Source organism: Pseudomonas sp. BF-RE-21, assembly GCF_019947305.1.
Taxonomy (GTDB): domain Bacteria; phylum Pseudomonadota; class Gammaproteobacteria; order Pseudomonadales; family Pseudomonadaceae; genus Aquipseudomonas; species Aquipseudomonas migulae.
The window spans coordinates 235,226-261,584 of sequence record NZ_JAGYGF010000001.1 but is presented as its reverse complement, the minus strand read 5'-3'; the positions used below and the strand labels follow the sequence as shown (position 1 = coordinate 261,584).

Sequence of the window (26,359 nt, the reverse complement as noted above, 5' to 3'; positions counted from 1 at the left end):
GCTGAACCTGTGGGAGCAGGCTCACTCCTACAATGACCGCATTCAACCAAGAGTCATCGCCCATAAAAAAACCCGCCTCTCGGCGGGTTTTTTGTGCAACTCAAACGCTGAAGGCTTAGTTAACCTTGGCGTTCAACTCACCTTTCAGATAACGCTGATACATGCCTTCCAGCGAAATCGCTTTGATCTTCGAAGCGTTGCCGGCAGTGCCGAAGGCTTCGTAGCGAGCGATACACACATCACGCATCGCAGTCACGGTCGCGCCGAAGAACTTACGCGGGTCGAATTCGCTCGGGTTGGTGGCCATCAGGCGACGCATCGCACCGGTGGACGCCAGGCGCAGGTCGGTGTCGATGTTGACCTTGCGCACGCCGTGCTTGATGCCTTCGACGATTTCTTCAACCGGTACGCCGTAGGTTTCTTTGATGTCGCCGCCGTACTGGTTGATGATCGCCAGCCACTCTTGCGGAACCGAAGACGAACCGTGCATTACCAGGTGGGTGTTCGGGATGCGTTTGTGGATTTCTTTGATGCGGTCGATGGCCAGCACGTCGCCGGTAGGCGGCTTGGTGAACTTGTATGCGCCGTGGCTGGTGCCGATGGCGATGGCCAGGGCGTCGACTTGAGTGCGTTTGACGAAGTCGGCAGCTTCTTCCGGGTCGGTCAGCATCTGGCTGTGATCCAGAACGCCTTCAGCGCCGATGCCGTCTTCTTCACCGGCCATACCGGTTTCCAGCGAACCCAGGCAGCCCAGCTCGCCTTCTACCGATACGCCGCAGGCGTGAGCCATGGCTACGGTTTGTTGGGTAACACGGACGTTGTAGTCGTAGTCGGTCGGCGTCTTGCCGTCTTCGCCCAGGGAGCCGTCCATCATCACCGAGCTGAAGCCCAGTTGAATGGAGCGCTGGCAGACGTCAGGGCTGGTGCCGTGGTCCTGGTGCATGCACACCGGGATGTGCGGGAATTCTTCGATTGCCGCCAGGATCAGGTGACGCAGGAACGGTGCGCCGGCGTATTTGCGAGCACCGGCCGACGCCTGGACGATCACCGGGGAGTCAGTCTTGTCAGCGGCTTCCATGATGGCGCGCATCTGCTCAAGGTTGTTGACGTTGAAGGCTGGAACGCCGTAGCCGAACTCGGCTGCGTGGTCCAGCATCTGGCGCATGCTGATAAGTGCCATTGTGTGTGTCTCTCCCGGTTTGGGTCGTTAATCGTGCCAGCCTGCCGGAGCGGCGGCGGCTATTCAAGTTATTGCAGATCGGGGGTCAGCCCGGCCTGCGAATTCGGTATTACGCTACTGACCTGCACATCCCCTGTAGGAGCCGGCTTGCCGGCGATGGCGTCCGCACAGACACCACACGCCTCAAGGGCCTCATCGCTGGCAAGCCAGCTCCTACAGAGGTTGCGTCGGCCGTTGTTATTCGGCTTTACAACCGCGGCCGATCAAATCGTTGGTGGCGACCCAGTAAACCAGGCCTTCCTCACCTTTTATGTGAAACGCCAGCATGTCGTTGCTGTACAGCGAACCTTCGGCGCCTGGCTCAAGCTTCAGGCGATAGACCTGATCGGCCCCACCGAGGCGCACGTCGACGGCCTTATGGCTGTCGTCAGTGTAGCGCCAGACCACTTTGGCCTGGCTGTCGCAGGTCCAGGTGGCCCAGCTGTCCGTTGATTGGGCCGGCTTGAACAGGTCAAAATTCGAGCAACCTGCCAGCAGCACCAGCGCCGTAATGGCGATAAAACCTTTCATCCGTGTTCCTCGACTGACGGCGCACGCTGCCAGCCCTGAGTAAGGAGTCAGACCCGTCAAGGACAACCATGTTCCTTGGCGGGGGTCTGTGTTTCGTATTTGTCCAGGCCATCAGGCCCGGAACGCTTGTTGAGCACCGGGTTGGTTTCCGCTTGCCAGTCAGCCTGGTAGCAGCTTTTTTGTACCGATTGCGGCGCAGGTTCCGGTGCGGCCTTCGGGTTACTCCCGCAAGCCGCCAGTGAACCGGCGACGATCAACAGCGCTAGCGTCTTGACCATCTGAACACTCCTTTGCCTGGTCAAATCAGCGACCTCAGGCCTTGGCCCGACTTTCCAGGACTTCTACGGCCGGCAACACTTTGCCTTCGACGAATTCGAGGAATGCGCCGCCGCCGGTAGAAATGTAGGAGATCTGATCCGCTACGCCATATTTATCAATGGCCGCCAGGGTGTCGCCGCCGCCCGCGATGGAGAACGCCGAGCTTTCAGCGATGGCCTGGGCCAAGACTTTGGTGCCGTTACCGAACTGGTCGAATTCGAACACGCCGACCGGGCCGTTCCACAGGATGGTCTTGGACGACTTCAGCAGCTCGGCGAAATTCGCCGCGGTCTGTGGGCCGATGTCCAGGATCATGTCGTCTGCCGCCACATCGGCGATCAGCTTGACGGTCGCAGCGGCGCTTTCAGCGAATTCCTTGGCGACCACCACGTCGACCGGCAGCGGCACGCTGACTTTGGCGGCGATGGCGCGAGCGGTGTCCAGCAGGTCCGGTTCGTACAGGGACTTGCCGACCGGATGACCGGCCGCAGCCAGGAAGGTGTTGGCAATGCCGCCGCCGACGATCAGCTGGTTGCAGATCTGGCTCAGGCTGTTCAGTACGTCGAGCTTGGTCGACACCTTGGAACCGGCAACGATGGCTGCCATTGGTTGAGCCGGAGCGCCGAGGGCTTTACCCAGTGCGTCCAGTTCAGCGGCCAGCAACGGGCCCGCGGCCGCGACTTTGGCGAACTTGGCCACGCCGTGGGTCGAACCCTCGGCGCGGTGAGCGGTGCCGAAGGCGTCCATCACGAACACGTCGCACAGGGCGGCGTATTGCTGGGCCAGTTCGTCAGCGTTCTTTTTCTCGCCCTTGTTGAAGCGCACGTTTTCGAACAGCACGATGTCGCCGGCCTTGACGTCAACGCCGCCCAGGTAATCGGCAACCAGCGGCACTTCGCGGCCCAGGGCCTTGCTCAGGTAGTCAGCGACAGGCTTGAGGCTGTTCTCGGCCGAGAACTCGCCTTCAGTCGGACGGCCAAGGTGCGAGCAGACCATCACGGCCGCGCCTTTTTCCAGGGCCAGCTTGATGGTCGGCAGCGAGGCCAGGATTCGCGCATCGCTGGTGACAACACCGTCCTTGACTGGGACGTTGAGGTCTTCGCGGATCAATACGCGCTTACCTTGCAGATCGAGGTCGGACATCTTCAACACGGTCATGGGTCGCACTTCCTACGGTTTTTTTGAAGTTGCTGTTTGCAGATAGTGTTCTGCAACGTCCAGCATTCGGTTGGCAAAACCCCATTCGTTGTCGAACCAGGCCAGGATGTTCACCAGCCGTGGGCCGGAAACTCGGGTCTGACTGGCATCGACGATCGCCGAATGTGGGTCATGGTTGAAATCACAGCTTGCGTGGGGCAGCTCGGTGTAGGCCAGCAGGCCTTTGAGCGGGCCGCTGGTGGCAGCCTCGCGCAGAATCCGGTTGACCTCGGTGGCGTCGGTATCGCTCACGGTCTGCATCGTAATATCGAGGCAAGACACGTTCACCGTCGGCACCCGCACGGCTTTGGCCTGAATTCGCCCGGCAAGTTCCGGCAACAGGCGTTCGATGCCGCGCGCCAGACCAGTGGACACCGGAATCACCGACTGAAACGCCGAACGCGTACGGCGCAGGTCTTCGTGGTGATAGGCGTCGATCACCGGCTGATCGTTCATCGCCGAGTGGATGGTGGTGATCGACACGTATTCCAGGCCGATGGCCTGATCCAGCAGGCGCAACAGCGGCACGCCGCAGTTGGTGGTGCAGGATGCGTTGGACACCAGCAGCTCGTCGCCGGTCAGGCAATCCTGGTTCACGCCGTAGACGATGGTGGCGTCGACATCCGCCTCGCTGGCCATCGGCTGGGAAAACAGCACGCGTGGTGCGCCGGCGTCGAGGAAACGCTGACCGTCTTCACGGGTGTGGTAAGCGCCGGAGCACTCCAGCACCAGATCGACGCCCAGGGACGCCCAATCGATGCCTTCGGGGGTGGCACTGCGCAGGACCTTCACGCAGTCGCCATTAATATGCAGACAATCGCCGTCGACCTTCACCTCGCCGGGAAAACGCCCGTGCGTGGAGTCGAAGCGTGTCAGGTATTCGATGCTGGCCATGTCCGCCAGATCGTTGATCGCGACAATTTCAAACCCGGCCGCCGAGCCTCGCTCAAACAACGCACGCAAGACGCAACGACCAATCCGGCCGTAGCCGTTGAGTGCAACTTTGTAGGGACGCGGTTGAGGCATGGGGGTTCTCGATGACGCTTGGGAATGTGGTCGCCAGGCCTGCCGTCTTCGCGGGCAAGCCTCGCTCCTACAGGTTTGCGATTGTTGAGGATCGGGATGACCCCAATTCCGCCAACAACGCTATCCCTTGTAGGAGCGAGGCTTGCCCGCGAAGGCGTCAGCCCCGATAACGCAACTTCTGGATCAGTCTTCCAGCAGCTCTTCAGCCTGACCCAGGATGTTTTCCAGGGTGAAGCCGAACTCTTCGAACAAGGCTGGCGCAGGCGCCGACTCGCCGTAGGTGGTCATGCCGATGACGCGACCTTCCAGGCCCACGTACTTGTACCAGTAGTCCGCGTGAGAGGCTTCGATGGCGATACGGGCGCTGACCTGCAACGGCAGGACCGATTGCTTGTAGTCGGCGTCCTGGGCATCGAACACGCTGGTGCACGGCATCGAAACGACGCGTACTTTACGACCCTGCTCGGTCAGCTTGTCATAAGCCTGAACCGCCAGGCCGACTTCGGAACCGGTGGCGATCAGGATCAGATCAGGCTCGCCTGCACAGTCCTTCAACACGTAACCGCCACGGGAGATCTCTTCGATCTGAATCGCGTTGCGGGTTTGGTGCTGCAGGTTCTGACGCGAGAAGATCAAGGCCGAAGGACCGTCCTTGCGCTCCAGTGCGCATTTCCAGCTCACCGCCGATTCCACGGCGTCGGCTGGACGCCAGGTGTCGAGGTTTGGCGTGCAGCGCAGGCTGGCCAGTTGCTCGATAGGCTGGTGAGTCGGGCCGTCTTCGCCCAGACCGATGGAGTCGTGGGTGTAGACGTGGATCACGCGCTGCTTCATCAAGGCCGACATGCGCACAGCGTTGCGGGCGTATTCCATGAACATCAGGAAGGTCGCGCCGTAAGGCACCAGGCCGCCGTGCAAGGCAACGCCATTCATGATGGCGGTCATGCCGAACTCGCGTACGCCGTAGTACATGTAGTTGCCGCTGGCGTCTTCAGCCGTGACGCCTTTGCAGCCTTTCCACAGGGTCAGGTTGGAACCGGCCAGGTCAGCGGAGCCGCCGAGGAACTCAGGCAACAGCGGGCCGAATGCGTTGAGAGCGTTCTGGCTGGCTTTACGGCTGGCGATGGTTTCGCCTTTGGCAGCGACTTCAGCGATATAAGCATCGGCTTTCTCGGTGAAGTCGGCCGGCAGATCACCGCTCAGACGACGAATCAGTTCGTTCGCTTCGGTCGGGAAAGCGGCGGAGTAGGCAGCGAAACGCTGGTCCCACTCGGCTTCGGCAGCGCGGCCGGCTTCCTTGGCGTCCCACTCGGCGTAGATGTCGGCCGGGATTTCGAACGGACCGTGGTTCCACTTCAGTGCAGTACGGGTCAGTGCGATTTCCGCGTCACCCAATGGGGCGCCGTGGCAGTCTTCTTTACCTTGCTTGTTCGGCGAACCGAAACCGATGGTGGTCTTGCAGCAGATCAGGGTCGGCTGCGCGCTTTTGCGAGCGGTCTCGATGGCGATTTTGATCTCTTCAGGATCATGACCGTCGACGTTGCGGATCACCTGCCAGTTGTAGGCTTCGAAACGCTTCGGCGTGTCATCGGTGAACCAGCCTTCGACTTCGCCGTCGATGGAGATGCCGTTGTCATCGTAGAAGGCGATCAGCTTGCCCAGGCCCAAAGTACCAGCGAGCGAGCCGACTTCGTGGGAAATGCCTTCCATCATGCAGCCATCACCCAGGAACACATAAGTGTGGTGGTCAACGATGTTGTGGCCCGGACGGTTGAACTGCGCCGCCAGGACTTTTTCAGCCAGGGCAAAACCCACGGCGTTGGCCAGACCCTGGCCCAGTGGACCGGTGGTGGTTTCAACGCCCGGGGTGTAGCCGAGTTCCGGGTGACCCGGGGTGCGGCTGTGCAGTTGACGGAATTGCTTCAGGTCATCGATCGACAGGTCGTAGCCGGTCAGGTGCAGCAGCGAGTAGATCAGCATCGAGCCGTGGCCGTTGGACAGCACGAAGCGGTCACGGTCGGCGAACGATGGATTGCTCGGGTTGTGCTTCAGGTAGTCACGCCAAAGTACTTCGGCGATATCCGCCATACCCATCGGGGCACCGGGATGGCCGCTGTTGGCTTTTTGCACGGCATCCATGCTGAGGGCACGAATGGCGTTGGCACGCTCACGACGGCTGGGCATCGCTGATCTCCTAGGGTTTGAATAAAACGAAACGGAAAAAAGGCGAGCATTTTCCCTCACAGGCATGCCTCGCGGCAATGACAGATAGTCATCTGAAGGCGTTTTTCCAATGGATAAAGACGGTTTCGGCTGGTGAAACCTTTCTGCTATTCGTTTGTAGAGTGAAACAAGTCATCAGAAGTGCCACCCATCGAGCAATATCAAAACTTTTTGATATTGCTCTTGCGGTACTTTCTGACCGTCACTAGACTGCTGGCCCTATGAATTTACGCGTGCCTTCCATTCAACATGACGAGTGCGATGAGCTGGCGGCCCTGTGCAAGGCCGGTGGCGATCCTCTGCGGCTGAATGTATTGCGCGCGCTGGCCAACGACTCGTTTGGCGTACTCGAGCTGGCGCAGATCTTCGGTATTGGCCAGTCGGGCATGAGTCATCACCTCAAGGTACTGGCCCAGGCCGACCTGGTGGCTACGCGCCGTGAAGGCAACGCGATTTTCTACCGTCGCGCCCTGCCCCACACCGACCTGCTCGGCGGCAAGTTGCACGCCGCGCTGCTCGAAGAAGTGGACAACCTGACCCTGCCTGCCGATGTGCAGTCGCGGATCGGTCAGGTCCACGGGCAACGCGCAGCGGCCAGCCAAGACTTTTTCTCACGGGTCGCGGAGAAGTTTCGCGCCCAGCAAGACCTGATTGCCGGCCTGCCGCAGTACCGCGAAAGCGTGGTGGCCTTGCTCGACAAACTGAGTTTCAGTGAAGGCGCCACGGCCATAGAAGTCGGCCCTGGCGACGGTGCTTTTTTGCCGGAACTGGCGCGCCGTTTCACTCACGTCACCGCGCTGGACAACAGCCAGGCGATGCTCGAATTGGCGCGGCAGGTCTGCGAACGTGAAACGCTGGCTAACGTCAGCCTGCAACTGGCCGATGCATTGAATGGCGTAAGCCTCAAGGCCGATTGCGTTGTACTGAACATGGTGCTGCACCACTTTGCCGCGCCGGCCGATGCGCTCAAGCACATGGCCAAATTGCTGCAACCGGGCGGTAGCCTGCTTGTGACAGAGTTATGTAGCCACAACCAGAGTTGGGCCAGGGAGGCCTGCGGTGATCTCTGGTTGGGGTTTGAACAGGACGATCTGGCCCGTTGGGCCACCGCTGCGGGACTCGTTCCCGGGGAAAGCCTCTATGTAGGCTTACGTAATGGTTTCCAGATTCAGGTCCGCCACTTTCAGCGGCCAACTGGCGACACTCACCATCGGTAAATTCAGGAAAAAATCGAGATGAGCGAATACTCCCTCTTCACCTCCGAGTCCGTGTCCGAAGGGCATCCGGACAAAATCGCCGACCAGATTTCCGATGCGGTGCTGGACGCCATCATTGCTGAAGACAAGTTCGCCCGTGTGGCGTGCGAAACGCTGGTAAAAACCGGCGTGGCAATCATCGCAGGTGAAGTCACCACGTCGGCCTGGGTCGACCTGGAAGAAATCGTGCGTAACGTCATTCTGGACATCGGCTACAACAGCTCCGATGTCGGCTTCGACGGCGCCACTTGCGGTGTGATGAACATCATCGGTAAGCAGTCCCCAGACATCAACCAGGGTGTTGACCGTGCCAAGCCTGAAGATCAGGGCGCCGGCGACCAGGGCCTGATGTTCGGCTACGCCAGCAACGAAACCGACGTGCTGATGCCAGCACCGATCACCTTCTCGCACCAACTGGTTCAGCGCCAGGCCGAAGCCCGTAAATCCGGCCTGCTGCCTTGGCTGCGCCCGGACGCCAAGTCGCAAGTGACTTGCCGTTACGAAGGCGGCAAGGTTGTCGGTATCGACGCCGTTGTACTGTCGACCCAGCACAACCCTGAAGTGTCGTACAAAGACCTGCGCGAAGGCGTGATGGAGCTGATCGTCAAGCACGTGCTGCCTGCCGAACTGCTGACCAAAGACACCCAGTTCCACATCAACCCGACTGGCCAGTTCATCATTGGCGGCCCAGTGGGTGACTGCGGTCTGACCGGTCGCAAGATCATCGTCGACAGCTACGGCGGCATGGCCCGTCACGGCGGCGGCGCGTTCTCCGGTAAAGATCCATCGAAGGTTGACCGTTCCGCGGCCTACGCCGGTCGTTACGTGGCGAAGAACATCGTCGCTGCCGGCCTGGCCGAGCGTTGCGAGATTCAGGTTTCCTACGCGATCGGTGTTGCCCAGCCAACTTCGATCTCGTTGAACACCTTCGGCACCGGCAAAATCAGCGACGACAAAATCGTCAAACTGGTTCGCGAAGTGTTCGACCTGCGTCCATACGCAATCACCACCATGCTTGACCTGCTGCACCCGATGTACCAGGAAACCGCAGCGTACGGCCACTTCGGTCGCACCCCGGCGACCAAGACCGTGGGCGAAGACACCTTCACCACGTTCACCTGGGAAAAAACCGACCGCGCCGACGACCTGCGTTCGGCTGCCGGCCTGTAAGACCTCCCCGGCGGTACCAAAAGCCCTGCACGGTTCGCCGTGCGGGGCTTTTTGTTGTCTTGCCTTTGAGACCGAGTCGCTCCCATCACCGGCAAGCCGGTCTCGCTCCTACATTGGAATGCATTTCCCTATAGGAGCGAGCCTGCTCGCGAAGAGGCCAGCCCAGTCACCCGGAAACACCAGGCAAAACACCCACCGTCCCCGCCAGAAAATACTGACTAGCCTTCAAGCATCCCCCTGAGCAAGGACGCTCACAATGCTTCTGCGCCTGTTTTCTGTTTTTTCTCTGAGCTTTTTTTGCCTCACTACAACCGCAGCCGACTGTCCCGACTGGCCGCCCGCCAGGGCTCTGGACGAAATCACCACCCTGCAAAAACAGATCGACACCTGGGATGACAGTTATCACCACCATGGCCGCTCGCTGGTTGCCGACGAACTTTACGATCAAGCCCTCGCTCGCCTCACCGAATGGCGCAGTTGCTTTGACTTGGGCCTGACGCCCGAACCATTACGCACGGCTGGCGGCAAAACTGCCCACCCCATTGCCCACACCGGCCTGGAAAAAGTGCGCGATGGTCGTGCAGCCGAAACCTGGATGCGCGATCGCAAGGACCTCTGGGTACAACCCAAAGTCGATGGTGTGGCGGTGACGCTGATCTACCGCAAGGGCGTACTGCACCAGGCAATCAGTCGCGGCGACGGAATAAACGGGCAAGACTGGACGGCCTCGGCGCGACTGATCCCCGCCATCCCCCGGCAACTGTCACGCCCGCTGGACCTGCTGGTGCAAGGCGAACTCTATTGGCGACTGGCCGACCATGTGCAAGTCAAGGCGGGAAGCCTCAATGCCCGCGCCACCGTGGCCGGTTTGATGGCGCGCAAGGAACTCAGCCCTGAGCAGGCGACCGGCATCGGCCTGTTTATCTGGGACTGGCCACAAGGCCCGGCCGGTTTGCCTGCTCGCATCGCCGCTCTGGATGAGCTGGGTTTGCCGAGCATCGCGCCTTACAGTCAGCCGGTACAGACGTTTGCCGATGCTGAACACTGGCGCAATTACTGGTACCGCTCGCCCCTGCCCTTTGCCAGTGATGGTGTGGTCCTGCGCCAGAGCCAACGGCCTTCGGCCGAGCGCTGGCAGGCAAAAACACCGTACTGGGCCGTCGCCTGGAAATACCCCTTTGCCCAGGCGCTGGCCGAAGTACGCAAAGTCGACTTCAAGGTCGGTCGCACCGGACGGATCACCCCCGTGCTGGACTTGAAACCGGTGACCCTCGATGACCGGCAGATCAAGCGTGTCAGCGTCAGCTCACTGCGGCGCTGGGAGGAGCTGGACATCCGCCCCGGCGATCAGGTGTCCATCAGCCTCGCGGGGCTGACCATTCCCCGGCTCGACGGCGTCGTACTACGCGCCGCCGAACGCCCAGCCTTGAACACGCCGCTGGCAGCGGACTTTCATCATTTGAGTTGCTGGCAACCGACGCCGGGCTGTGAAAGCCAGTTTCTCGCACGACTGACCTGGCTCAGTGGCAAGCAAGGGTTGGCCATGCCTCATGTCGGCCCAGGAACATGGGAGACACTTTTCGAAACAGGCCACCTGAACGGCCTGCTGGATTGGTTGACCCTCGATGCTCAAGAGCTTGCTAACATTAACGGCTTCGGCGAGCGCAGCAGTACTCGTCTTCTAAACAGTTTCAACAGTGCCCGCCAACGCCCTTTTGCTCGCTGGCTCAAAGCCCTGGGTTTACCACCGACCGGCCAGGCAAACCTCGCCGACTCCTGGCAGGAACTGGCACAACGAAACACCGAACAATGGCAGGCCGAAGCCGGCATCGGCCCGGGACGCGCGGCGCAATTGAGTGCATTTTTCCGCGACCCGCAGGTCCTGGCCTTGAGCGACACATTACGTGCGGCGGGGATCGACGGTTTTTAGCAACCGCAGATACTCGCCCGCCCGGGAACCCAAAGAGGCCGACGAGCTCAAACGCCCATCGCCCTATCGACCCGATTGCACCTGCACATGGAGCTTTTATGAAATTTCTTTCACCGCTCGCCCTGCTGACCCTTTGCAGCGTGATGGCCGCGCCACTGATGGCCGTCGAAGAGGCCCCGGGGCTGACCGGTTGTGCCGCCAAGAAACAAGGCATCATCAACCAGATCGAACTGGCCAAATCCCATGGCAACGCCGAACAGCAGGCAGGCCTGGAAACGGCACTGAGCGAAGTTACCGCGCATTGCACCGACGCTTCGCTGAAGAAGGAGCGGGAAAACAAGGTCCTCGACGCCAAGCATGAAGTCAGCCAGCGCCAGGCCGACCTCGACAAAGCCATGAAGAAAGGCGACCCCGAGAAGATCAACAAGCGCAAAGACAAACTGGCCGAGTCGCGCAAGGAACTGCAAAACGCGCTCGACGAGCTGGATAAATAAGAAAAGGTAAAGTCAGGAATTTGTAGCGTTCTTCAGGGAGCTTCGCGAGCAGGCTCGCTCCCACAGGGGAATGCAATCCTATGTGGGAGCGAGCCTGCTCGCGAAAGCGTCAGCAAGAGCGCTGCAAATCAATGATCCCGAAACTCTTTATGGCACGCACTGCAGGCATCTTCGACCTTCTGCACCGCCGGCCCTAGGTTGCTGGCCTTGTATGGCTGAACCTTGCTGGCAATCACCAATTCACCGGTGGCGGCTTCAAGGCTGCGGGCCATTTCCTGAAAGCGTGCCTGTTTCTGCCACACATCGCCCTTGGCGCTGGTGTGATCTTCTTCGCGCACCTGTGGAAAATGCTTCCACGGTTCCTGGGACAGCGCATCGAGTTTCACCGCGCCGTCAGCGAATTTCGGGCCGTCGAATGGAATGCGGCCGCGCAACATGCCACCCAGGTCTTCGCCGGTCTTGAGCATTTGTTTGAAGATTGCCTTGCGCTGGCCCAGTGGCGAATTCGGATCGACACCGCCGCACGCGGACAAGGTCAGGCAGGCCAGCAATACAACGGAAAGTCTTTTAAGAGTCATGGTGGCTTCAGGTCACGGGAAACGGCGGCCAGTATCCTCGCGTCATCGGCAAAGACCAATAGCCCTATTATCAATACGGGTTGTTTGAGCGCATGGAGCACTCAGGCAACCGACAAAGGAATTACTCCATGAACAGCCGTTTCAAGGCATGGCGTCACCGCCTCGCCTGGACCCTCCCGATGGTGGCCGTGCTCGCAGGCTGCACCGGCGGTGACAACAACAAACCCAAGACCCACGCGCTGGCGACTTACTCCAGCGCCACCTGGGAAGCCTTGCCGACGGTATCCGATAACGACCTGGTCGCCGGTTTCGGTTCATGGCGCAGCGCGTGCACCCGACTCAAGGCCGACCCGATCTGGGGCTCGACCTGTGCTGCTGCCAGCAACGTGCCGCAAACCGCCAGTGACATTCGCGGCTTCCTCAAACAGAACCTCGACGTCTACGGCCTGCGCGCCGCCAACGACAATCCCAACGGTTTGATCACCGGTTACTACGAACCGGTCTACCCCGGCAGCCTGACCCAAACTGCCGTGGCGAACATCCCGGTATACGGGGTTCCAGAAGACATGATCATCGTCTCTCTGGACAGCATCTACCCGGAGCTCAAAGGCAAACGCCTGCGCGGACGGCTCGAAGGTCGCGTGCTCAAGCCTTACGACGATGCAGCAACCATCGAAACCAAAGGGGTCAAGGCGCCGGTCGTGGCGTGGCTGACCGACCCGATGAACCTGCAATTCCTGCAAATCCAGGGTTCCGGTCGCATTCAGCTCGACGATGGTCGCCAGTTGCGCATTGCGTATGCCGACCAGAACGGTCATCCGTATCGCCCCATCGGCCGCTGGCTGGTAGAGCAAGGCGAACTGAAGAAAGAAGACGTGACCATGGACGCAATCAGCGACTGGGCCAAGGCCAATCCGGCGCGCATTCCGGAACTGCTCGGCAGCAACCCGAGCTATGTGTTCTTCACCCGCAACCCGGACAGCAATGAAGGCCCTCGCGGCTCGCTGAACGTACCGCTGACGGCGGGTTACAGCGCGGCAGTGGATCGCAAAGTGATTCCGTTGGGCAGCCTGTTGTGGTTATCCACAACGCGGCCGGACGGCACTGCACTGGTTCGTCCGGTGGCAGCTCAAGACACTGGCGGTGCGATTGCCGGTGAAGTACGTGCTGACTTGTTCTGGGGCACCGGCGAAGCGGCGGGTCAACTGGCTGGCGACATGAAGCAGCAGGGGCAGATCTGGATGCTCTGGCCCAAAGGCGCGGCCTTGCCGCAAGTGCCTCAGGTGGCTGATGCGGTTAAAGCCAACCCTTAATTACTGTGGCGGCAGATAGATAGCTTTCGCGGGCAAGCCACGCTCCTACAGGGATCTGCGGCGATCACACAATTGTGATCGACTGTAATACCTGTAGGAGCGAGCGGGCGGCGATCCGACTTGCCCGCGAAGGGGCCAAAATAAACACCGCAGATATGTCAGACCGAAATCACAAAGAAACTCACGATCAACCCCATCCCCACAAACCACACCAGCGACCGCAGAATCGCCCAGTCCGCCAGGTAGCAAATGATGTACAGCAGACGGCTGGTGATGAACAACACCGACAGCACATTGATCGTCACCAGCTCGGCGTTGCCGGCCAGGTGGGCCACGATCACCGCCGCCGCGAACGCCGGGGTCACTTCGAAACTGTTCAATTGCGCCGCGTAGGCGCGCCGGCCCAAACCATTCAGTGACTCGAGAAAATCCCGGGGGTCATGGTTGTCTTTCAGTCCAAAACGGCCACTGATCTTGGCAATCCCCACGCAGAGATAGGGCAGGAAGAACGCAATCAAAATGCACCACAGAGCAACCGTCATATCGCAGTCCTTTTCTTCGAGTTATAAAATCCGGATCCCGGTCAAAACTTCATCACCAACATGCCGATCAGCACCAGCCCACAGGCCAAGAGCCGCGGCCGACCGAAAGGTTCTTTCAGATAGCGCATGCCAAACAGCACCACCAGAATCACGCTGATCTCGCGCAATGCCGCCGCTTCTGCAATCGACCCCAGCTGCATCGCCCACAGCACCAGAGCGTAGCTGAACAACACGCAGAACCCGACCGCCAATCCCAAGCGCCATTGTTCACGCCAGAACAGCATGAACGCCGGCCGCTTGCGCACCAACGCCAGCAGCGGAAACGGCCAGGCGCTGAGCAACGTCACCCAGACCAGGTAGTCCAGCGGATGCGACCAGCGCCGCAACGCCTGGCCATCGATAAAGGTGTAGCAGCCAATGCACAGGCCAATCAGCGCCACCACCGGCAGCATCGACCACGGCAAACGCGTACCGCCACCGCCCTGCCACAGCAGGCACAGCATGCCCAACGGGATGAGCAGAATTCCGAAGATCTGCTGATTCGTCAGCACCTCCCCGGCAAAGATCAGCGTCAAGGCCAGCACCACTAACGGCGACAAGCCACGCATCAGCGGGTACACCAAACCGAGATCACCCACTCGATAGGCCTGAATCAGCAGATAGCGATAAAGCAATTCGAATGCGGCCGATGCGAGAATCCATGGCCAGATTTCAATCGGTGGCAGCGCCACGAACGGCAACATCAGCGCGACAAAAAGCATCGCCACGCTGTCCATGCAGGCCACGACCAACAACCGTTCCGCACTGAATTTAATCAGGGTGTTCCACGCCGCGTGCAACAGCGCCGCCACCAACACCAACGCCGTTGCAAGCACGGCACACTCCTTTTGTTCATCATCCTCACCCTGTAGGAGCACGGCTTGCCGGCGAAGGCGTACTTCAGACCGCTTTCGCCGGCAAGCCGTGCTCCTACAGGGACGGGGGGAGATAATTGATTCGCCATATGTCAGCAGCTGTTTATACTGCAAGCGACCACGCCGCACTCAGTTGCGCACAGACTAATTCCAATAATTTCTGCCATGACCCGCTCTCTTCGAGAACGGTCGTCGGCCTGCGTATGCCTGATCACAGCGTCAAGACTACCGACAGAGACCTTGCGCATGCCACTCGCCTTGCTTGCCCTCGCTGTTGCCGCGTTCGGCATCGGCACCACTGAATTCGTCATCATGGGCTTGCTGCCCGACGTCGCTCGCGACCTCGCCGTGAGCATTCCCCACGCCGGTCTGTTGATCACCGGTTACGCCCTGGGCGTGGTGTTCGGCGCGCCGATCCTCGCGGTCGGCACCGCCAATATGCCGCGCAAAGCCACCCTGCTAGGCATGACACTGATGTTCATCCTCGGCAACGTGCTGTGCGCGTTGGCGCCAAACTACGCCACGCTGATGGCCGCCCGAGTGGTTACCGCGTTATGCCACGGGGCGTTCTTCGGCATCGGTTCGGTGGTCGCGGCCGGTCTGGTCGCGCCGAACAAACGGGCGCAGGCGATTGCCATGATGTTCACCGGCCTGACCCTGGCCAATGTGCTCGGTGTGCCATTGGGCACCGCGCTCGGCCAATACGCCGGTTGGCGTTCGACGTTCTGGGCGGTGTCGGTGATCGGTGTGATCGCCGCGATTGCGCAGTGGGTCTGGTTGCCGAAGGACATCGCCATGGACGAGGCCAACCTCGCCAGCGAGTTCAAGGTGCTGGGCAAGGTCAATGTGCTGCTGGCCCTGGGCATGAGCGTACTGGCGTCGACCAGCCTGTTCAGCGTGTTCACCTACATCGCGCCGATCCTGCAGGACATCACCGGGGTCAGCCCGCACGGCGTGACCATTATGTTGCTGTTGTTCGGCGTCGGTTTGACGGCGGGCAGCATGCTCGGCGGCCGCCTGGCCGACAGTCGCTTGCTGCCTTCACTGGTGGGCATGGCGTTGGCGGTGGTGGTCGTGCTGGCCGCGTTCACGCAGACCAGTCACTCGGTGATTCCGGCGGCGATCACGCTGGTGCTGTGGGGGATCTTTGCCTTCGCCCTGTGCCCGATTCTGCAACTGCTGATCATTGATCAGGCGCATGAAGCACCGAACCTCGGCTCGACGTTGAACCAGAGCGCTTTCAATCTCGGTAATGCGGCGGGCGCGTGGATTGGCGGGCTGGTGGTCGCCAGCGGCGCGGACCTGGCGGACTTGCCGTGGACCGGCGCGCTGGTCAGTGGATTGACGGTGCTGACAGCGCTTTTCTTCATTTACCTGCAACGTCGCGGTGCGACTGCGGTCAATGTGTCCGCCTGAATAATTGCCTTCGCGGGCAAGCCTCGCTCCTACAGGATCGCGCAGATCCCGTAGGAGCGAGGCTTGCCCGCGAAGAAGCCGACTCGGTGCACCTACCTGAAAACTAATCTCTCCCCTCATCCAAGGACCCCGGATGCTTGAACTTGTCGCTGCGTTTATCTGTCTCACCTCCCTGCTCACCTACGTGAATTTCCGCTTCATCGGCCTGCCCCCGACCATCGGCGTCATGGTCACCGCACTGATGTTTTCCCTGCTGTTGCAGGGCCTGAGTTTCCTCGGTTACCCCGGCCTCGAAGAGCGCGTGCAACAGCTGATCGGCCAGATCGACTTCGGTGATCTGCTGATGAACTGGATGCTGTCCTTTCTGCTGTTCGCCGGCGCGCTGCACGTCAATCTCAATGACCTGCGCAGCTATCGCTGGCCCATCGGCCTGCTCGCAACATTTGGTGTATTGATCGCCACCGCCGTGATCGGCAGCCTCGCGTATTACATCTTTGCCCTGTTCGGCTGGCATGTGAGCTTTCTGTACTGCCTGCTGTTCGGCGCGCTGATTTCCCCGACCGACCCCATCGCGGTGCTCGGCGTGCTGCGGACCGCCAACGCGTCCAAACCGCTGAAAACCACGATTGTTGGTGAATCGCTGTTCAACGATGGCACCGCGGTAGTGGTGTTCACCGTGCTGTTGGGTATCGCGCAACTCGGTGAAACCCCAACCGTAGGCGCCACGGCCCTGCTGTTTGCACACGAAGCAATTGGTGGTGTGCTGTTTGGTGGGCTGATCGGCTACCTGGTGTATCTGATGATCAAGAGCATCGAGCAGCATCAGATCGAAGTCATGCTGACCCTGGCACTGGTGATCGGCGGCTCGGCCATGGCGTCGGAGCTGCATGTTTCCGCACCGATCGCGATGGTGGTCGCCGGCCTGATCATCGGCAATCTGGGGCGCAACCTGGCGATGAACGACATGACCCGAAAGTACCTGGACGGTTTCTGGGAGCTGCTCGACGACATGCTCAACGCCCTGCTGTTTGCCCTGATCGGCATGGAGCTGTTGCTGCTGCCGTTCAACTGGCTGCACGTGCTGGCGGCAAGTTTGCTGGCCCTGGCCATTCTGCTCTCGCGCCTGTTGACCGTGGCACCGGCCATCCTCCTGCTGCGACGCTGGCGCACAGTGCCGCGCGGAACGATCCGGATTCTGACCTGGGGTGGTTTGCGCGGTGGTGTTTCGGTAGCGCTCGCCCTGGCGCTGCCATTGGGCCCGGAGCGTGATTTGCTGCTGAGCATCACCTACATCGTGGTGTTGTCGTCGATCCTGTTGCAGGGCTTGAGCATCGGCAAACTGGTCAAGCACGTGACCCGGGATGAGCCTGCGCCAGCGGCACAGGCCGGGCATCACTGATTATTTTTTGACCTTCTGCGGGTCGGGCTCCCGATCCGCAGGCTGCTTCGGCGGCCCGCTTTCGCTGCGAATCTGCGCATGGCTCAACAGCGCAAAGATAAAGCTGCCACCGATAATGTTCCCCGCCAGCGTGGGACCTGCGAACACCAGCCAGAAATCCTTCCACGGCAACTCGCCGGCAAACACCAGATACGACACCTCGGCCGAACCGACGACGATGTGGGTGAAATCCCCCAGCGCCATGAGGTAGGTGATGAGGATGATGATCCACATCTTGGCGCTCTCCATGGACGGGATCATCCAGACCATGGTCGCGATCATCCAGCCCGACACAATGCCTTTGGCGAACATCTTGCTCGCGTCGTTCTCCATGACTTTGCGCCCGATATCGAGGAAGGCCAGGTCGGTCCTGGTGTCGAAAATCGGCAGGTGCAACATCACATACGCGACCAGCAAGGTGCCGCAAAGGTTGCCCACCAGCACCACCGACCACAGCCGCAACAACCGGCCGAAATTGTTCAGGGTGGGTTTGGTCATGACCGGCAGCACCGCCGTCAGGGTGTTCTCGGTGAACAATTGCTGGCGGGCGAGGATGACCGCAAGGAACCCGGCGCAGTAACCGAAACTGGCAATCACCTTGAAGTGTTCGTCGTCCGGCAGGCGCGAGTTGAGCAACCCCATGGCCATCAGCGACAGGCCCATGGTCAGGCCGGCGGCGAGCGCTGACCACCATAGTGCGGCGACGCTGCGTTCCAGTTCCTGATCGCCCTGGGTGCGGATGATTTCGTGCAATACAGCCGCACGTGGCGGCTGGCTTTTTTCGACGTCATGCCGTTCTTCAGCCGAGAGGTTCGGGGTCTTGCCGTCTTTTTGCGCGTCCATAGAGCTCCGGAACCGGTGGCGTGTCATGTAGGTACGACACGCGGGGTTCGGCGCTTGTTCAGTGGCCCCACAAATGAAACCGCATCTTGTAGGAGCCAGCTTGCTGGCGATGGGGTCGACTCGGTTTTTGCGGTGACGCTTATGGCGCCATCGCCGGCAAGCCGGCTCCTACGGAACTCGCATTACTCGTCCTTGAACTGGTCTTTGACGTACTTGATCTCGGTCCGGCCGTGTGGGGCGGGCAGGCCGTCTTCGCCGAGGTTGACGAAGACCATCTTCTCCACCGTCAGGATGCTTTTGCGGGTGATCTTGTTGCGCACTTCGCAGGTCAGGGTGATCGAGGTGCGGCCGAACTCGGTGGCGGTGATGCCCAGTTCGATGATGTCGCCCTGGCGCGAGGCGCTGACGAAGTTGATTTCGGAAATGTACTTGGTCACCACGCGCTGATTGCCCAACTGGACGATGGCGTAGATCGCCGCTTCTTCGTCGATCCAGCGCAACAGGCTGCCGCCGAACAGCGTGCCGTTGGGGTTGAGGTCTTCGGGTTTTACCCATTTGCGGGTGTGGAAATTCATATTCACTCCTGAGCGTCTTGCCGAATGATGGGTGCCATCATGGCAGAGCCCGGACTAGAGCTCTATTAAGCATCGTCTATGGTCACGATTACCGTTCGGACATTGACCGACAGAAACGCTTTGGAAGATCAGCATAGCCCGCTATAATCGCCCCCGTTTCAAAACGGTAACGTTCCATTGATACCGTTTTCCCGCCACCTGTCCGAGGGGCGCTGCAGCAGGTTCAACCTGTCAGGCTCGGATGGGGCGTTGACTGGCCACGGCCAGACACTAAACGCACAACGGCGCCCATTCGCATACATTACGAATGGAGGCTCTTCATGAGCGCTGTTATCACGCCTGCAGATTTTAACGATTACAAAGTCGCCGACATGTCCCTGGCTGCCTGGGGCCGTCGCGAAACCATCATCGCTGAATCCGAAATGCCAGCCCTGATGGGTCTGCGCCGCAAGTACGTCGGTGAGCAGCCGCTCAAAGGCGCCAAGATTCTCGGCTGCATCCACATGACCATTCAGACTGCCGTGCTGATCGAAACCCTGGTTGCCCTGGGTGCCGAAGTTCGCTGGTCGTCCTGCAACATTTTCTCGACTCAGGATCAGGCCGCTGCTGCTATCGCCGCTGCTGGCATCCCGGTTTTCGCCTGGAAAGGCGAGACTGAAGAAGAGTACGAGTGGTGCCTGGAGCAAACCATCCTGAAAGATGGCGCGCCATGGGATGCCAACATGATCCTCGACGACGGCGGCGACCTGACCCAGCTGCTGCACGACAAGTACCCACAGGTTCTGGATCGCGTTCACGGCGTGACCGAAGAAACCACCACTGGCGTTCACCGCCTGCTGGACATGCTGGCCAAGGGCGAGCTGAAAATCCCGGCCATCAACGTCAACGACTCGGTGACCAAGTCCAAGAACGACAACAAGTACGGCTGCCGTCACAGCCTGAACGACGCGATCAAGCGCGGCACCGACCACCTGCTGTCCGGCAAGCAAGCGCTGGTCATCGGTTACGGCGACGTGGGCAAGGGCTCCGCTCAGTCCCTGCGTCAGGAAGGCATGATCGTTAAAGTCTCCGAAGTCGACCCGATCTGCGCCATGCAAGCCTGCATGGACGGTTTCGAACTGGTTTCGCCGTTCATCGACGGTATCAACACCGGTACCGAAGCAAGCATCGACAAAGCGCTGCTGGGCAAGATCGACCTGATCGTGACCACCACCGGCAACGTCAATGTTTGCGACGCGAACATGCTCAAAGCCCTGAAGAAGCGCGCTGTTGTCTGCAACATCGGCCACTTCGACAACGAAATCGACACCGCTTTCATGCGCAAGAACTGGGCATGGGAAGAAGTGAAGCCACAGGTTCACAAAATCCACCGTACCGGTCCTGGCGCATTCGATGCCCAGAACGACGACTACCTGATCCTGCTGGCCGAAGGCCGTCTGGTTAACCTGGGTAACGCCACCGGTCACCCAAGCCGCATCATGGACGGTTCGTTCGCCAACCAGGTTCTGGCGCAGATCTTCCTGTTCGGTCAGAAGTACGCCGACCTGTCGCCAGCCCAGAAAGCCGAGCGCCTGACTGTTGAAGTACTGCCGAAGAAACTCGACGAAGAAGTGGCCCTGGAAATGGTCCGCGGTTTCGGCGGCGTCGTGACTCAACTGACCAAGACCCAGGCCGACTACATCGGCGTGACGGTTGAAGGTCCGTTCAAGCCGCACGCTTACCGCTACTGATTCGACCTGCTGTCCGCTCCCCATGGGAGCGGACTTAAGCAGAAACCACGCTCCCCTGTAGGAGCGAAGCTTGCTCGCGAAAGCATCACCGCGTTGTTTCTGAAGCACCGTGTTGTTGCTTTCGCGAGCAAGCTTCGCTCCTACAGTAAACGTGGCGACTGCAAGGCTTACGCGTTTCCAAGGATATGACCATGTCCCAAGACCGTCGCTACAGCTTCGAGTTCTTCCCTACGAAGACCGACGCTGGGCATGAAAAGCTGCTCGCCACTGCTCGTCAGCTGGCCACGTACAACCCCGATTTCTTCTCCTGCACCTATGGCGCTGGCGGTTCGACCCGTGATCGAACCCTCAACACCGTGTTGCAGCTCGAAAGCGAAGTCAAAGTCCCTGCCGCACCGCATCTGTCCTGCGTAGGCGACAGCAAGGACGACTTGCGCGGCCTGCTGGCGCAATACAAGGCTGCCGGCATCAAGCGCATCGTTGCCCTGCGCGGTGACCTGCCTTCGGGCATGGGCATGGCCAGCGGCGAAATGCGACACGCCAACGACCTGGTCCAATTCATTCGTGAAGAGACCGGTGATCATTTCCACATCGAAGTCGCCGCCTACCCGGAGATGCATCCGCAAGCGCGCAATTTCGAAGACGATCTGACCAATTTCGTGCGCAAAGCCAACGCTGGCGCCGACAGCGCGATCACCCAGTACTTCTTCAACGCCGACAGCTATTTCTACTTCGTCGAGCGTGTACGGGCGATGGGCGTGAACATCCCGATCGTGCCGGGCATCATGCCGATCACCAACTACAGCAAGCTGGCGCGTTTCTCCGATGCCTGCGGTGCGGAAATCCCGCGCTGGATCCGCAAGCAACTGGAAGCCTACGGCGACGACACCCAGAGCATTCAAGGCTTTGGTGAACAAGTCATCACCGAAATGTGCGAACGCCTGCTGCAAGGTGGTGCGCCAGGGCTGCACTTCTACACACTGAACCAGGCTGAAGCGAGTCTGGCGGTGTGGAACAACCTGAAGTTGCCGCGCTGATAAACGTTTAAAGCAAGATCAAAAGATCGCAGCCTTCGGCCACTCCTACATTCGGGCATGTTTAATCCCTGTAGGAGCGGTCGAAGGCTGCGATTTTTTGCTTTCTACGTACTTTTATTGTGATGCAACACACGGAGATAGAGCATCTGCAGTCGGTTTCTGGCTCTTTCCCGTTTCTCGTCGTAATCTCAAGCCCATGCCTTTGATCCCACAGTTAATTGCCGTGCTGGTTTTCACTTGCCTGAGCTTCGCCGCTCGGGGCGAGAAGCTACGCATTGTCACTGAACCGTGGGCGCCTTATGTCTACGAGGAAAATGGCAAATCACTGGGCCTGGACTACGAAACCACGGCCATCGTCTTCAAGCGCCTGGGGATCGAAGTCGAGTGGCAGTTCCTGCCGTGGAAACGCTGCCTGTCGATGCTTGAAACCGGCCAGGCCGATGGCGCGCTGGACATTTTTCACAGCGACGAGCGCGAGGCGACCCTGCTCTACCCCAGCGAACCGCTCTCGGAAGTCCAGTTCGTGCTGTTCTACGCCAACGAACGCCCGCATCCGTTTAGCACCCTCGACGACCTGAAAGGCCTGACGATAGGCACCTCGCCGGGTTATCTGTACAGCCCGGACTTCCGTGAATCGACGCTGTTCACGCGCGAACCGGCACCCACCCATGAAGCCAACTTCGGCAAACTGGTGCGCGGCAGGATCGACCTGCTTATCACCGACCGCCGGGTGGGCCAGCATTTGCTCGACGAATTGAATATCCGCGACCAGATCAGCGAAAACCCGACCGTCATCAGCCAGCAGAGCCAGTTTCTGGCGGTGCGCCGCAACGCGGGCATGGATTTGCTGGTGCAGCGTTTCGGCGCCGAGCTCAAACGATTCAAGCGTGAACCCGCGTACGCCGAACTCAGCGCCCGTTATGGCGCCGGTCCGGCTACCAGCACGAAAACTGCCGGGGCCACCGCTGCCCGCGAAAAAACCGTTGAGCAGCAGGAAAGCGGCGCGCAGTGATTGCTCTGTTATACTCCGGCCTTCCCGCCAGGCTCACGCCCGGACGCTCGGACTTGTTCAAGGCATCTCGACCCCGCTACAGCGCAGCTTTTCAGCCCGCGCGAGCGCTCCAGACGAGCCTTCGAGGCCCAGCAGGACCGGACGGGATTGCGTCCTCTTAAACGCCATTCGCGCCAGGCAAGACTCCCATTGGGCCAAGCCCTAACTAAAACAGGATTACTCATGTCCTTTGCTTCCCTCGGTCTCTCCGAGGCTTTAGTCCGCGCCATCGAGGCAGCGGGCTATACCGAGCCTACTCCGGTGCAACAGCGGGCCATTCCCGCCGTGTTGCAAGGTCGCGACCTGATGGTTGCGGCTCAGACAGGTACTGGCAAAACCGGTGGCTTCGCCCTTCCGATCCTGGAGCGGTTGTTCCCTAACGGTCACCCGGACAAATCCCAGCGTCACGGCCCGCGCCAACCGCGCGTACTGGTCCTGACCCCTACCCGCGAACTCGCGGCTCAAGTACACGAGAGCTTCAAGGTCTATGCCCGTGACCTGAAGTTCGTCAGCGCCTGCATCTTCGGCGGTGTCGGCATGAACCCACAGGTTCAGGCCATGTCCCGTGGCGTTGACGTGCTGGTAGCCTGCCCTGGCCGCCTGCTCGACCTTGCCGGCCAAGGCAGCGTCGATTTGTCACACGTGGAAATCCTCGTGCTGGACGAAGCCGACCGCATGCTCGACATGGGCTTTGTCCATGACGTGAAGAAGGTCCTGGCCCGCCTCCCGGCCAAGCGTCAGAACCTGCTGTTCTCGGCGACGTTCTCCAAGGACATCACCGACCTCGCCGGCAAGCTGCTGCACAACCCGGAACGCATCGAAGTGACGCCGCCGAACACCACGGTCGAGCGTATCGAGCAACGGGTTTTCCGCCTGCCAGCCAACCACAAGCGTTCTCTGCTGGCGCACCTGATTACCGCGGGCGCCTGGGAACAGGTGCTGGTGTTCACCCGCACCAAGCACGGCGCCAACCGCCTGGCCGAATACCTGGATAAACATGGCCTCAGCGCCGTTGCCATCCACGGTAACAAGAGCCAGAACGCGCGCACCAAAGCCCTGGCCGACTTCAAGGCCGGCGAAGTGCGCATCCTGGTCGCTACTGACATCGCCGCGCGCGGCCTCGACATCGACCAGTTGCCACACGTGGTCAACTTCGAACTGCCGAACGTCGACGAAGATTACGTGCACCGTATCGGCCGTACTGGCCGTGCCGGTCGTTCGGGCGAGGCGATCTCGCTGGTGGCTCCGGACGAAGAAAAGCTGCTGAAAAGCATCGAACGCATGACCAAGCAGAAAATCGCCGACGGCGACCTGATGGGCTTCGATTCCAGCGCCGTGGAAGCCGAGAAGCCGGAAGTGCGCGAGCGTCCGGATGTGCGTAACCCGCGCAACCCACGTGGCCCGCGCGGCGACGGTCCGAACGGCAGCGGCGGTGGTGGCGGTCGTAAAGACAAGGGCAAGGACAAGGGCGGCAAGGAAAAACCGGCAGCCAGCGGCCGTGGCGAGCGCCCGGCACGTGAGCAGAAGCCACGCGAAGGCACGCCTGCCCGCGAGCAACAGCGCCCGGCGCCACGCGCTGCCGCTGATCGCGCTCCGGACGAGTTCCTGGACGACGATATCGATAACTTCGGTAACCGCGTCGACTACGTGCCTCAAGCCAAACCGGCCCAGGGCCGTGGCCGCCGTCCGGGTGCTCCGGCACAAGGCACGGCCGCTGGCGCAGGTGCTCCACGCACCGGCGGCAAGCCTCAGGGTCGCCAAAGCGGTCCACGCAGCAGCGACGGCGCCTCCACTGGCACGCCGCCAGCCAAGCGCAGCGGTCCACGCAACGGTGCGCCACGTGACGGTCAGGCCCGTCGCGAAGAAGGCCGCAACCGTCGCCCGGCACGTGACGAGCAGTCACGCTCGGAACCGGCCGTGCAGAACCCGCGCGGCCCGGCTCCGAAGATCATTCACAAGGAGTCGAAAACCGATCGTTTCCCGACACCTGAACAGCTTGATCAATTGCCAGGCCGCCCGCGCGGTGAGAAACCAGCGTTGCTGACTCGCAACCGCTGAGTTTTACCCAGCCATAAAAAATGCCCCTGATCTCGCGATCCGGGGCATTTTTTTTGCTCTTCGTAGGAGCGAGGCTTGCCCGCGAAGGGGTCAACCGGATTTCTGTGGTGAGGCCGCTGGCGCTTTCGCGGGCAAGCCTCGCTCCTACAGGATTCGTGGTGCGACGCAGATTACGCTTGGCAATAAAAAACGCCCCCGATCGCGAGATCGGGGGCGTTTTTGTGTCAGGCGCGAAAATTACTTCGCTTTGACACCTTCAAACGTCACGTACAGTTCAACCGCGTCGGACGCTGGGCCCAGGTCTTTCTGCTTGCCGAAATCGGAACGCTTGAGGTTGGTGGTGCCTTCGAAGCCGGCACGGTAGCCGCCCCATGGATCCTTGCCTTCACCCAGGAAGGTCGCCTTGACCACGACTGGCTTGGTCACGCCAGCGATGGTCAGATCACCCGCCACGTCCGCAGTGTCTTTGCCAGCGGCGTTTTTGCCGGTGGATTTGACGCTGGTGGAAACGAAGGTGGCTTTAGCGAATTTGCTCGCGTTCAGGAAATCACCGCTGGCGATGTGCTTGTCGCGTTCGGCGTTGTTGGTGAAGACGCTGGCGGTGTTCACATTGAACTCGATCTTGGCGTCTTCAGGCTTGGCAGCGTCGAAGCTGAACTTGCCATCGATATCCTTGAAGGTACCGGTGATGAAGCTGTAGCCCAGGTGGCTGATCTTGAAGTCAACGAAGGCGTGCTGGCCTTCCTTGTCGACGACATAATCAGCGGCCATTACGTTACCGGCGGACAGCAGAGCGGAACCGATTGCCAAAGCGGCGAGGGTCTTTTTCAACATGCTTTCTATTCCTTTGGAGTCGAGGTTGAACTTCAGGCTTTGCGACCCAGCATTCGAGTAAGGGTCGCATCACGATCGATAAAGTGGTGCTTCAATGCTGCCAACGCATGGAGACCGGAAAAAATTACCAGCACCCATGCCAGATACAGATGAATCTCACCGGCGGTGTCTGCCTGGTCCGGTAGTCCGGAAACCAGTGCAGGAACTTCGAACAGGCCAAACACCGGAATCCCGACACCATCTGCGGTGGAAATCAGGTAACCGGCAATCATCACAGCAAACAGACCCAGGTACAGGAACGAATGGCCAAACTTCGCGCCCATGCGCGTCAGCCGGCCATAGCTTTCCAGCGTTGGCGGTGGTGGGCTGATAAAGCGCCACAGCACCCGAAGCACCATCACGGCCAGCAACACCAGGCCAATGCTCTTGTGCAGCTCCGGCGCATCTTTGCGCCAGGTGCTGTAGTAGTCGAGATCGACCATCCACAGGCCCAGTGCAAACAGACCGAAGACCGCCAGCGCCACGCCCCAGTGCATGAAGATGCTGACCCAACCGTAGCGGGAAGAAGAGTTACGTAGCTGCATGCCCAAATCCTGTGAGAATTGCGACCAAGACTATCGAGTTATCTATCGAATTAAAGCGGAAAATTTCGCTTTGAAATATCGAGAA

Annotated in this window: 24 protein-coding genes and 1 riboswitch; of the genes, 11 read left to right on the top strand and 13 right to left on the bottom strand. The window is 60.1% G+C overall.

What is annotated here, in order from left to right; genetic code table 11:
- Window positions 1–115: 115 nt before the first annotated feature.
- The 6 genes from fba to tkt all read right to left on the bottom strand — a co-directional run bounded on the left by fba (window position 116) and on the right by tkt (window position 6,472).
- Window positions 116–1,180 (bottom strand): class II fructose-bisphosphate aldolase, encoded by a 1,065-nt coding sequence (gene fba, locus KGB25_RS01250; RefSeq protein ID WP_007981624.1) that lies wholly within the window; start codon window positions 1,178–1,180, stop codon window positions 116–118.
- A gap of 237 nt (window positions 1,181–1,417) precedes the next feature.
- Window positions 1,418–1,750, bottom strand: coding sequence for an MliC family protein (locus tag KGB25_RS01245; RefSeq protein WP_008045002.1), 333 nt, complete (start codon window positions 1,748–1,750; stop codon window positions 1,418–1,420).
- 56 nt (window positions 1,751–1,806) lie between these two features.
- Window positions 1,807–2,028, bottom strand: coding sequence for a hypothetical protein (locus tag KGB25_RS01240; RefSeq protein ID WP_008033291.1), 222 nt, complete (start codon window positions 2,026–2,028; stop codon window positions 1,807–1,809).
- Window positions 2,029–2,062: 34 nt separating this feature from the next.
- On the bottom strand, window positions 2,063–3,226 hold the full coding sequence (locus KGB25_RS01235; protein ID WP_223414042.1) for a phosphoglycerate kinase: 1,164 nt from the start codon (window positions 3,224–3,226) through the stop codon (window positions 2,063–2,065).
- A gap of 12 nt (window positions 3,227–3,238) precedes the next feature.
- Complete coding sequence (gene epd, locus KGB25_RS01230) at window positions 3,239–4,291, bottom strand: erythrose-4-phosphate dehydrogenase (protein ID WP_008033294.1); 1,053 nt, start codon at window positions 4,289–4,291, stop codon at window positions 3,239–3,241.
- Between the two features lie 183 nt (window positions 4,292–4,474).
- The gene (gene tkt / locus KGB25_RS01225) at window positions 4,475–6,472 is read right to left on the bottom strand and encodes a transketolase (RefSeq protein ID WP_008033295.1); all 1,998 of its coding nucleotides are present in this window, start codon (window positions 6,470–6,472) and stop codon (window positions 4,475–4,477) included.
- A gap of 260 nt (window positions 6,473–6,732) precedes the next feature.
- Between tkt and KGB25_RS01220 the strand changes: the two genes are divergently transcribed.
- From KGB25_RS01220 to KGB25_RS01205, 4 genes are all read left to right on the top strand, one after another.
- Window positions 6,733–7,728: an ArsR/SmtB family transcription factor gene (locus KGB25_RS01220; RefSeq protein WP_008033297.1), complete on the top strand. Its 996-nt coding sequence runs from the start codon at window positions 6,733–6,735 to the stop codon at window positions 7,726–7,728.
- An 18-nt stretch (window positions 7,729–7,746) separates the two neighbouring features.
- Window positions 7,747–8,937, top strand: a complete 1,191-nt coding sequence (gene metK, locus KGB25_RS01215) for a methionine adenosyltransferase (RefSeq protein ID WP_008033298.1) — start codon at window positions 7,747–7,749, stop codon at window positions 8,935–8,937.
- Window positions 8,938–9,193: 256 nt separating this feature from the next.
- The gene (gene ligB, locus KGB25_RS01210; RefSeq protein ID WP_223434067.1) at window positions 9,194–10,867 is read left to right on the top strand and encodes an NAD-dependent DNA ligase LigB; all 1,674 of its coding nucleotides are present in this window, start codon (window positions 9,194–9,196) and stop codon (window positions 10,865–10,867) included.
- A gap of 98 nt (window positions 10,868–10,965) precedes the next feature.
- Complete coding sequence (locus tag KGB25_RS01205) at window positions 10,966–11,361, top strand: DUF1090 domain-containing protein (protein WP_223434066.1); 396 nt, start codon at window positions 10,966–10,968, stop codon at window positions 11,359–11,361.
- A 128-nt stretch (window positions 11,362–11,489) separates the two neighbouring features.
- Here KGB25_RS01205 and KGB25_RS01200 read toward each other — a convergent pair whose 3' ends face one another.
- Window positions 11,490–11,939 carry a c-type cytochrome gene (locus tag KGB25_RS01200; RefSeq protein ID WP_223434065.1) on the bottom strand — a complete coding sequence of 150 codons (450 nt, stop codon included), beginning with the start codon at window positions 11,937–11,939 and terminating at the stop codon, window positions 11,490–11,492.
- Window positions 11,940–12,067: 128 nt separating this feature from the next.
- On the opposite strand from KGB25_RS01200, the gene KGB25_RS01195 reads away from it, so the two are divergent.
- A complete protein-coding gene (locus KGB25_RS01195; protein ID WP_223434064.1) occupies window positions 12,068–13,252 on the top strand; it encodes a murein transglycosylase A in 1,185 nt (394 codons plus the stop codon).
- 158 nt (window positions 13,253–13,410) lie between these two features.
- On the opposite strand, the gene KGB25_RS01190 is transcribed toward KGB25_RS01195, so the two are convergent.
- Together KGB25_RS01190 and KGB25_RS01185 are read right to left on the bottom strand one after the other, a co-directional pair.
- On the bottom strand, window positions 13,411–13,794 hold the full coding sequence (locus KGB25_RS01190; protein ID WP_008045013.1) for an MAPEG family protein: 384 nt from the start codon (window positions 13,792–13,794) through the stop codon (window positions 13,411–13,413).
- A gap of 41 nt (window positions 13,795–13,835) precedes the next feature.
- Window positions 13,836–14,669, bottom strand: coding sequence for an EamA family transporter (locus tag KGB25_RS01185; RefSeq protein WP_008033307.1), 834 nt, complete (start codon window positions 14,667–14,669; stop codon window positions 13,836–13,838).
- Window positions 14,670–14,954: 285 nt separating this feature from the next.
- On the opposite strand from KGB25_RS01185, the gene KGB25_RS01180 reads away from it, so the two are divergent.
- Both KGB25_RS01180 and KGB25_RS01175 read left to right on the top strand, forming a co-directional pair.
- Window positions 14,955–16,124, top strand: coding sequence for an MFS transporter (locus KGB25_RS01180; protein WP_008045014.1), 1,170 nt, complete (start codon window positions 14,955–14,957; stop codon window positions 16,122–16,124).
- A gap of 133 nt (window positions 16,125–16,257) precedes the next feature.
- Window positions 16,258–17,523, top strand: coding sequence for a cation:proton antiporter (locus tag KGB25_RS01175; RefSeq protein WP_207284864.1), 1,266 nt, complete (start codon window positions 16,258–16,260; stop codon window positions 17,521–17,523).
- Here KGB25_RS01175 and KGB25_RS01170 read toward each other — a convergent pair whose 3' ends face one another.
- A complete protein-coding gene (locus tag KGB25_RS01170; RefSeq protein ID WP_223434063.1) occupies window positions 17,524–18,405 on the bottom strand; it encodes a formate/nitrite transporter family protein in 882 nt (293 codons plus the stop codon). It lies immediately after the preceding gene.
- Between the two features lie 182 nt (window positions 18,406–18,587).
- Window positions 18,588–18,980, bottom strand: a complete 393-nt coding sequence (locus KGB25_RS01165) for an acyl-CoA thioesterase (protein ID WP_008033312.1) — start codon at window positions 18,978–18,980, stop codon at window positions 18,588–18,590.
- 198 nt (window positions 18,981–19,178) lie between these two features.
- A riboswitch (S-adenosyl-L-homocysteine riboswitch) is annotated at window positions 19,179–19,277 on the top strand.
- A 23-nt stretch (window positions 19,278–19,300) separates the two neighbouring features.
- On the opposite strand from KGB25_RS01165, the gene ahcY reads away from it, so the two are divergent.
- The 4 genes from ahcY (at window position 19,301) to KGB25_RS01145 (ending at window position 24,856) form a co-directional block, all read left to right on the top strand.
- Complete coding sequence (gene ahcY / locus KGB25_RS01160; protein WP_008045025.1) at window positions 19,301–20,710, top strand: adenosylhomocysteinase; 1,410 nt, start codon at window positions 19,301–19,303, stop codon at window positions 20,708–20,710.
- Window positions 20,711–20,901: 191 nt separating this feature from the next.
- The gene (gene metF / locus KGB25_RS01155) at window positions 20,902–21,747 is read left to right on the top strand and encodes a methylenetetrahydrofolate reductase [NAD(P)H] (RefSeq protein ID WP_008045026.1); all 846 of its coding nucleotides are present in this window, start codon (window positions 20,902–20,904) and stop codon (window positions 21,745–21,747) included.
- Window positions 21,748–21,943: 196 nt separating this feature from the next.
- Entirely contained in the window at window positions 21,944–22,759 is an 816-nt protein-coding gene (locus KGB25_RS01150) for a substrate-binding periplasmic protein (protein ID WP_008045028.1), read from the top strand.
- Window positions 22,760–22,981: 222 nt separating this feature from the next.
- On the top strand, window positions 22,982–24,856 hold the full coding sequence (locus KGB25_RS01145; protein WP_223434062.1) for a DEAD/DEAH box helicase: 1,875 nt from the start codon (window positions 22,982–22,984) through the stop codon (window positions 24,854–24,856).
- A 237-nt stretch (window positions 24,857–25,093) separates the two neighbouring features.
- Here the strand turns inward: KGB25_RS01145 and KGB25_RS01140 are convergent, their stop codons facing one another.
- Complete coding sequence (locus KGB25_RS01140) at window positions 25,094–25,690, bottom strand: YceI family protein (protein ID WP_008033318.1); 597 nt, start codon at window positions 25,688–25,690, stop codon at window positions 25,094–25,096.
- A gap of 32 nt (window positions 25,691–25,722) precedes the next feature.
- The gene (locus KGB25_RS01135) at window positions 25,723–26,274 is read right to left on the bottom strand and encodes a cytochrome b (RefSeq protein ID WP_008033319.1); all 552 of its coding nucleotides are present in this window, start codon (window positions 26,272–26,274) and stop codon (window positions 25,723–25,725) included.
- Window positions 26,275–26,359: the final 85 nt, after the last annotated feature.

What these genes read in the sequence shown, in the direction of transcription:
- fba (WP_007981624.1), bottom strand. Translation starts at nt 1,180, where the DNA reads ATGGCACTTATCAGCATGCGCCAGATGCTGGACCACGCAGCCGAGTTC.
- KGB25_RS01245 (WP_008045002.1), bottom strand. Translation starts at nt 1,750, where the DNA reads ATGAAAGGTTTTATCGCCATTACGGCGCTGGTGCTGCTGGCAGGTTGC.
- KGB25_RS01240 (WP_008033291.1), bottom strand. Translation starts at nt 2,028, where the DNA reads ATGGTCAAGACGCTAGCGCTGTTGATCGTCGCCGGTTCACTGGCGGCT.
- KGB25_RS01235 (WP_223414042.1), bottom strand. Translation starts at nt 3,226, where the DNA reads ATGACCGTGTTGAAGATGTCCGACCTCGATCTGCAAGGTAAGCGCGTA.
- epd (WP_008033294.1), bottom strand. Translation starts at nt 4,291, where the DNA reads ATGCCTCAACCGCGTCCCTACAAAGTTGCACTCAACGGCTACGGCCGG.
- tkt (WP_008033295.1), bottom strand. Translation starts at nt 6,472, where the DNA reads ATGCCCAGCCGTCGTGAGCGTGCCAACGCCATTCGTGCCCTCAGCATG.
- KGB25_RS01220 (WP_008033297.1), top strand. Translation starts at nt 6,733, where the DNA reads ATGAATTTACGCGTGCCTTCCATTCAACATGACGAGTGCGATGAGCTG.
- metK (WP_008033298.1), top strand. Translation starts at nt 7,747, where the DNA reads ATGAGCGAATACTCCCTCTTCACCTCCGAGTCCGTGTCCGAAGGGCAT.
- ligB (WP_223434067.1), top strand. Translation starts at nt 9,194, where the DNA reads ATGCTTCTGCGCCTGTTTTCTGTTTTTTCTCTGAGCTTTTTTTGCCTC.
- KGB25_RS01205 (WP_223434066.1), top strand. Translation starts at nt 10,966, where the DNA reads ATGAAATTTCTTTCACCGCTCGCCCTGCTGACCCTTTGCAGCGTGATG.
- KGB25_RS01200 (WP_223434065.1), bottom strand. Translation starts at nt 11,939, where the DNA reads ATGACTCTTAAAAGACTTTCCGTTGTATTGCTGGCCTGCCTGACCTTG.
- KGB25_RS01195 (WP_223434064.1), top strand. Translation starts at nt 12,068, where the DNA reads ATGAACAGCCGTTTCAAGGCATGGCGTCACCGCCTCGCCTGGACCCTC.
- KGB25_RS01190 (WP_008045013.1), bottom strand. Translation starts at nt 13,794, where the DNA reads ATGACGGTTGCTCTGTGGTGCATTTTGATTGCGTTCTTCCTGCCCTAT.
- KGB25_RS01180 (WP_008045014.1), top strand. Translation starts at nt 14,955, where the DNA reads ATGCCACTCGCCTTGCTTGCCCTCGCTGTTGCCGCGTTCGGCATCGGC.
- KGB25_RS01175 (WP_207284864.1), top strand. Translation starts at nt 16,258, where the DNA reads ATGCTTGAACTTGTCGCTGCGTTTATCTGTCTCACCTCCCTGCTCACC.
- KGB25_RS01170 (WP_223434063.1), bottom strand. Translation starts at nt 18,405, where the DNA reads ATGGACGCGCAAAAAGACGGCAAGACCCCGAACCTCTCGGCTGAAGAA.
- KGB25_RS01165 (WP_008033312.1), bottom strand. Translation starts at nt 18,980, where the DNA reads ATGAATTTCCACACCCGCAAATGGGTAAAACCCGAAGACCTCAACCCC.
- ahcY (WP_008045025.1), top strand. Translation starts at nt 19,301, where the DNA reads ATGAGCGCTGTTATCACGCCTGCAGATTTTAACGATTACAAAGTCGCC.
- metF (WP_008045026.1), top strand. Translation starts at nt 20,902, where the DNA reads ATGTCCCAAGACCGTCGCTACAGCTTCGAGTTCTTCCCTACGAAGACC.
- KGB25_RS01150 (WP_008045028.1), top strand. Translation starts at nt 21,944, where the DNA reads ATGCCTTTGATCCCACAGTTAATTGCCGTGCTGGTTTTCACTTGCCTG.
- KGB25_RS01145 (WP_223434062.1), top strand. Translation starts at nt 22,982, where the DNA reads ATGTCCTTTGCTTCCCTCGGTCTCTCCGAGGCTTTAGTCCGCGCCATC.
- KGB25_RS01140 (WP_008033318.1), bottom strand. Translation starts at nt 25,690, where the DNA reads ATGTTGAAAAAGACCCTCGCCGCTTTGGCAATCGGTTCCGCTCTGCTG.
- KGB25_RS01135 (WP_008033319.1), bottom strand. Translation starts at nt 26,274, where the DNA reads ATGCAGCTACGTAACTCTTCTTCCCGCTACGGTTGGGTCAGCATCTTC.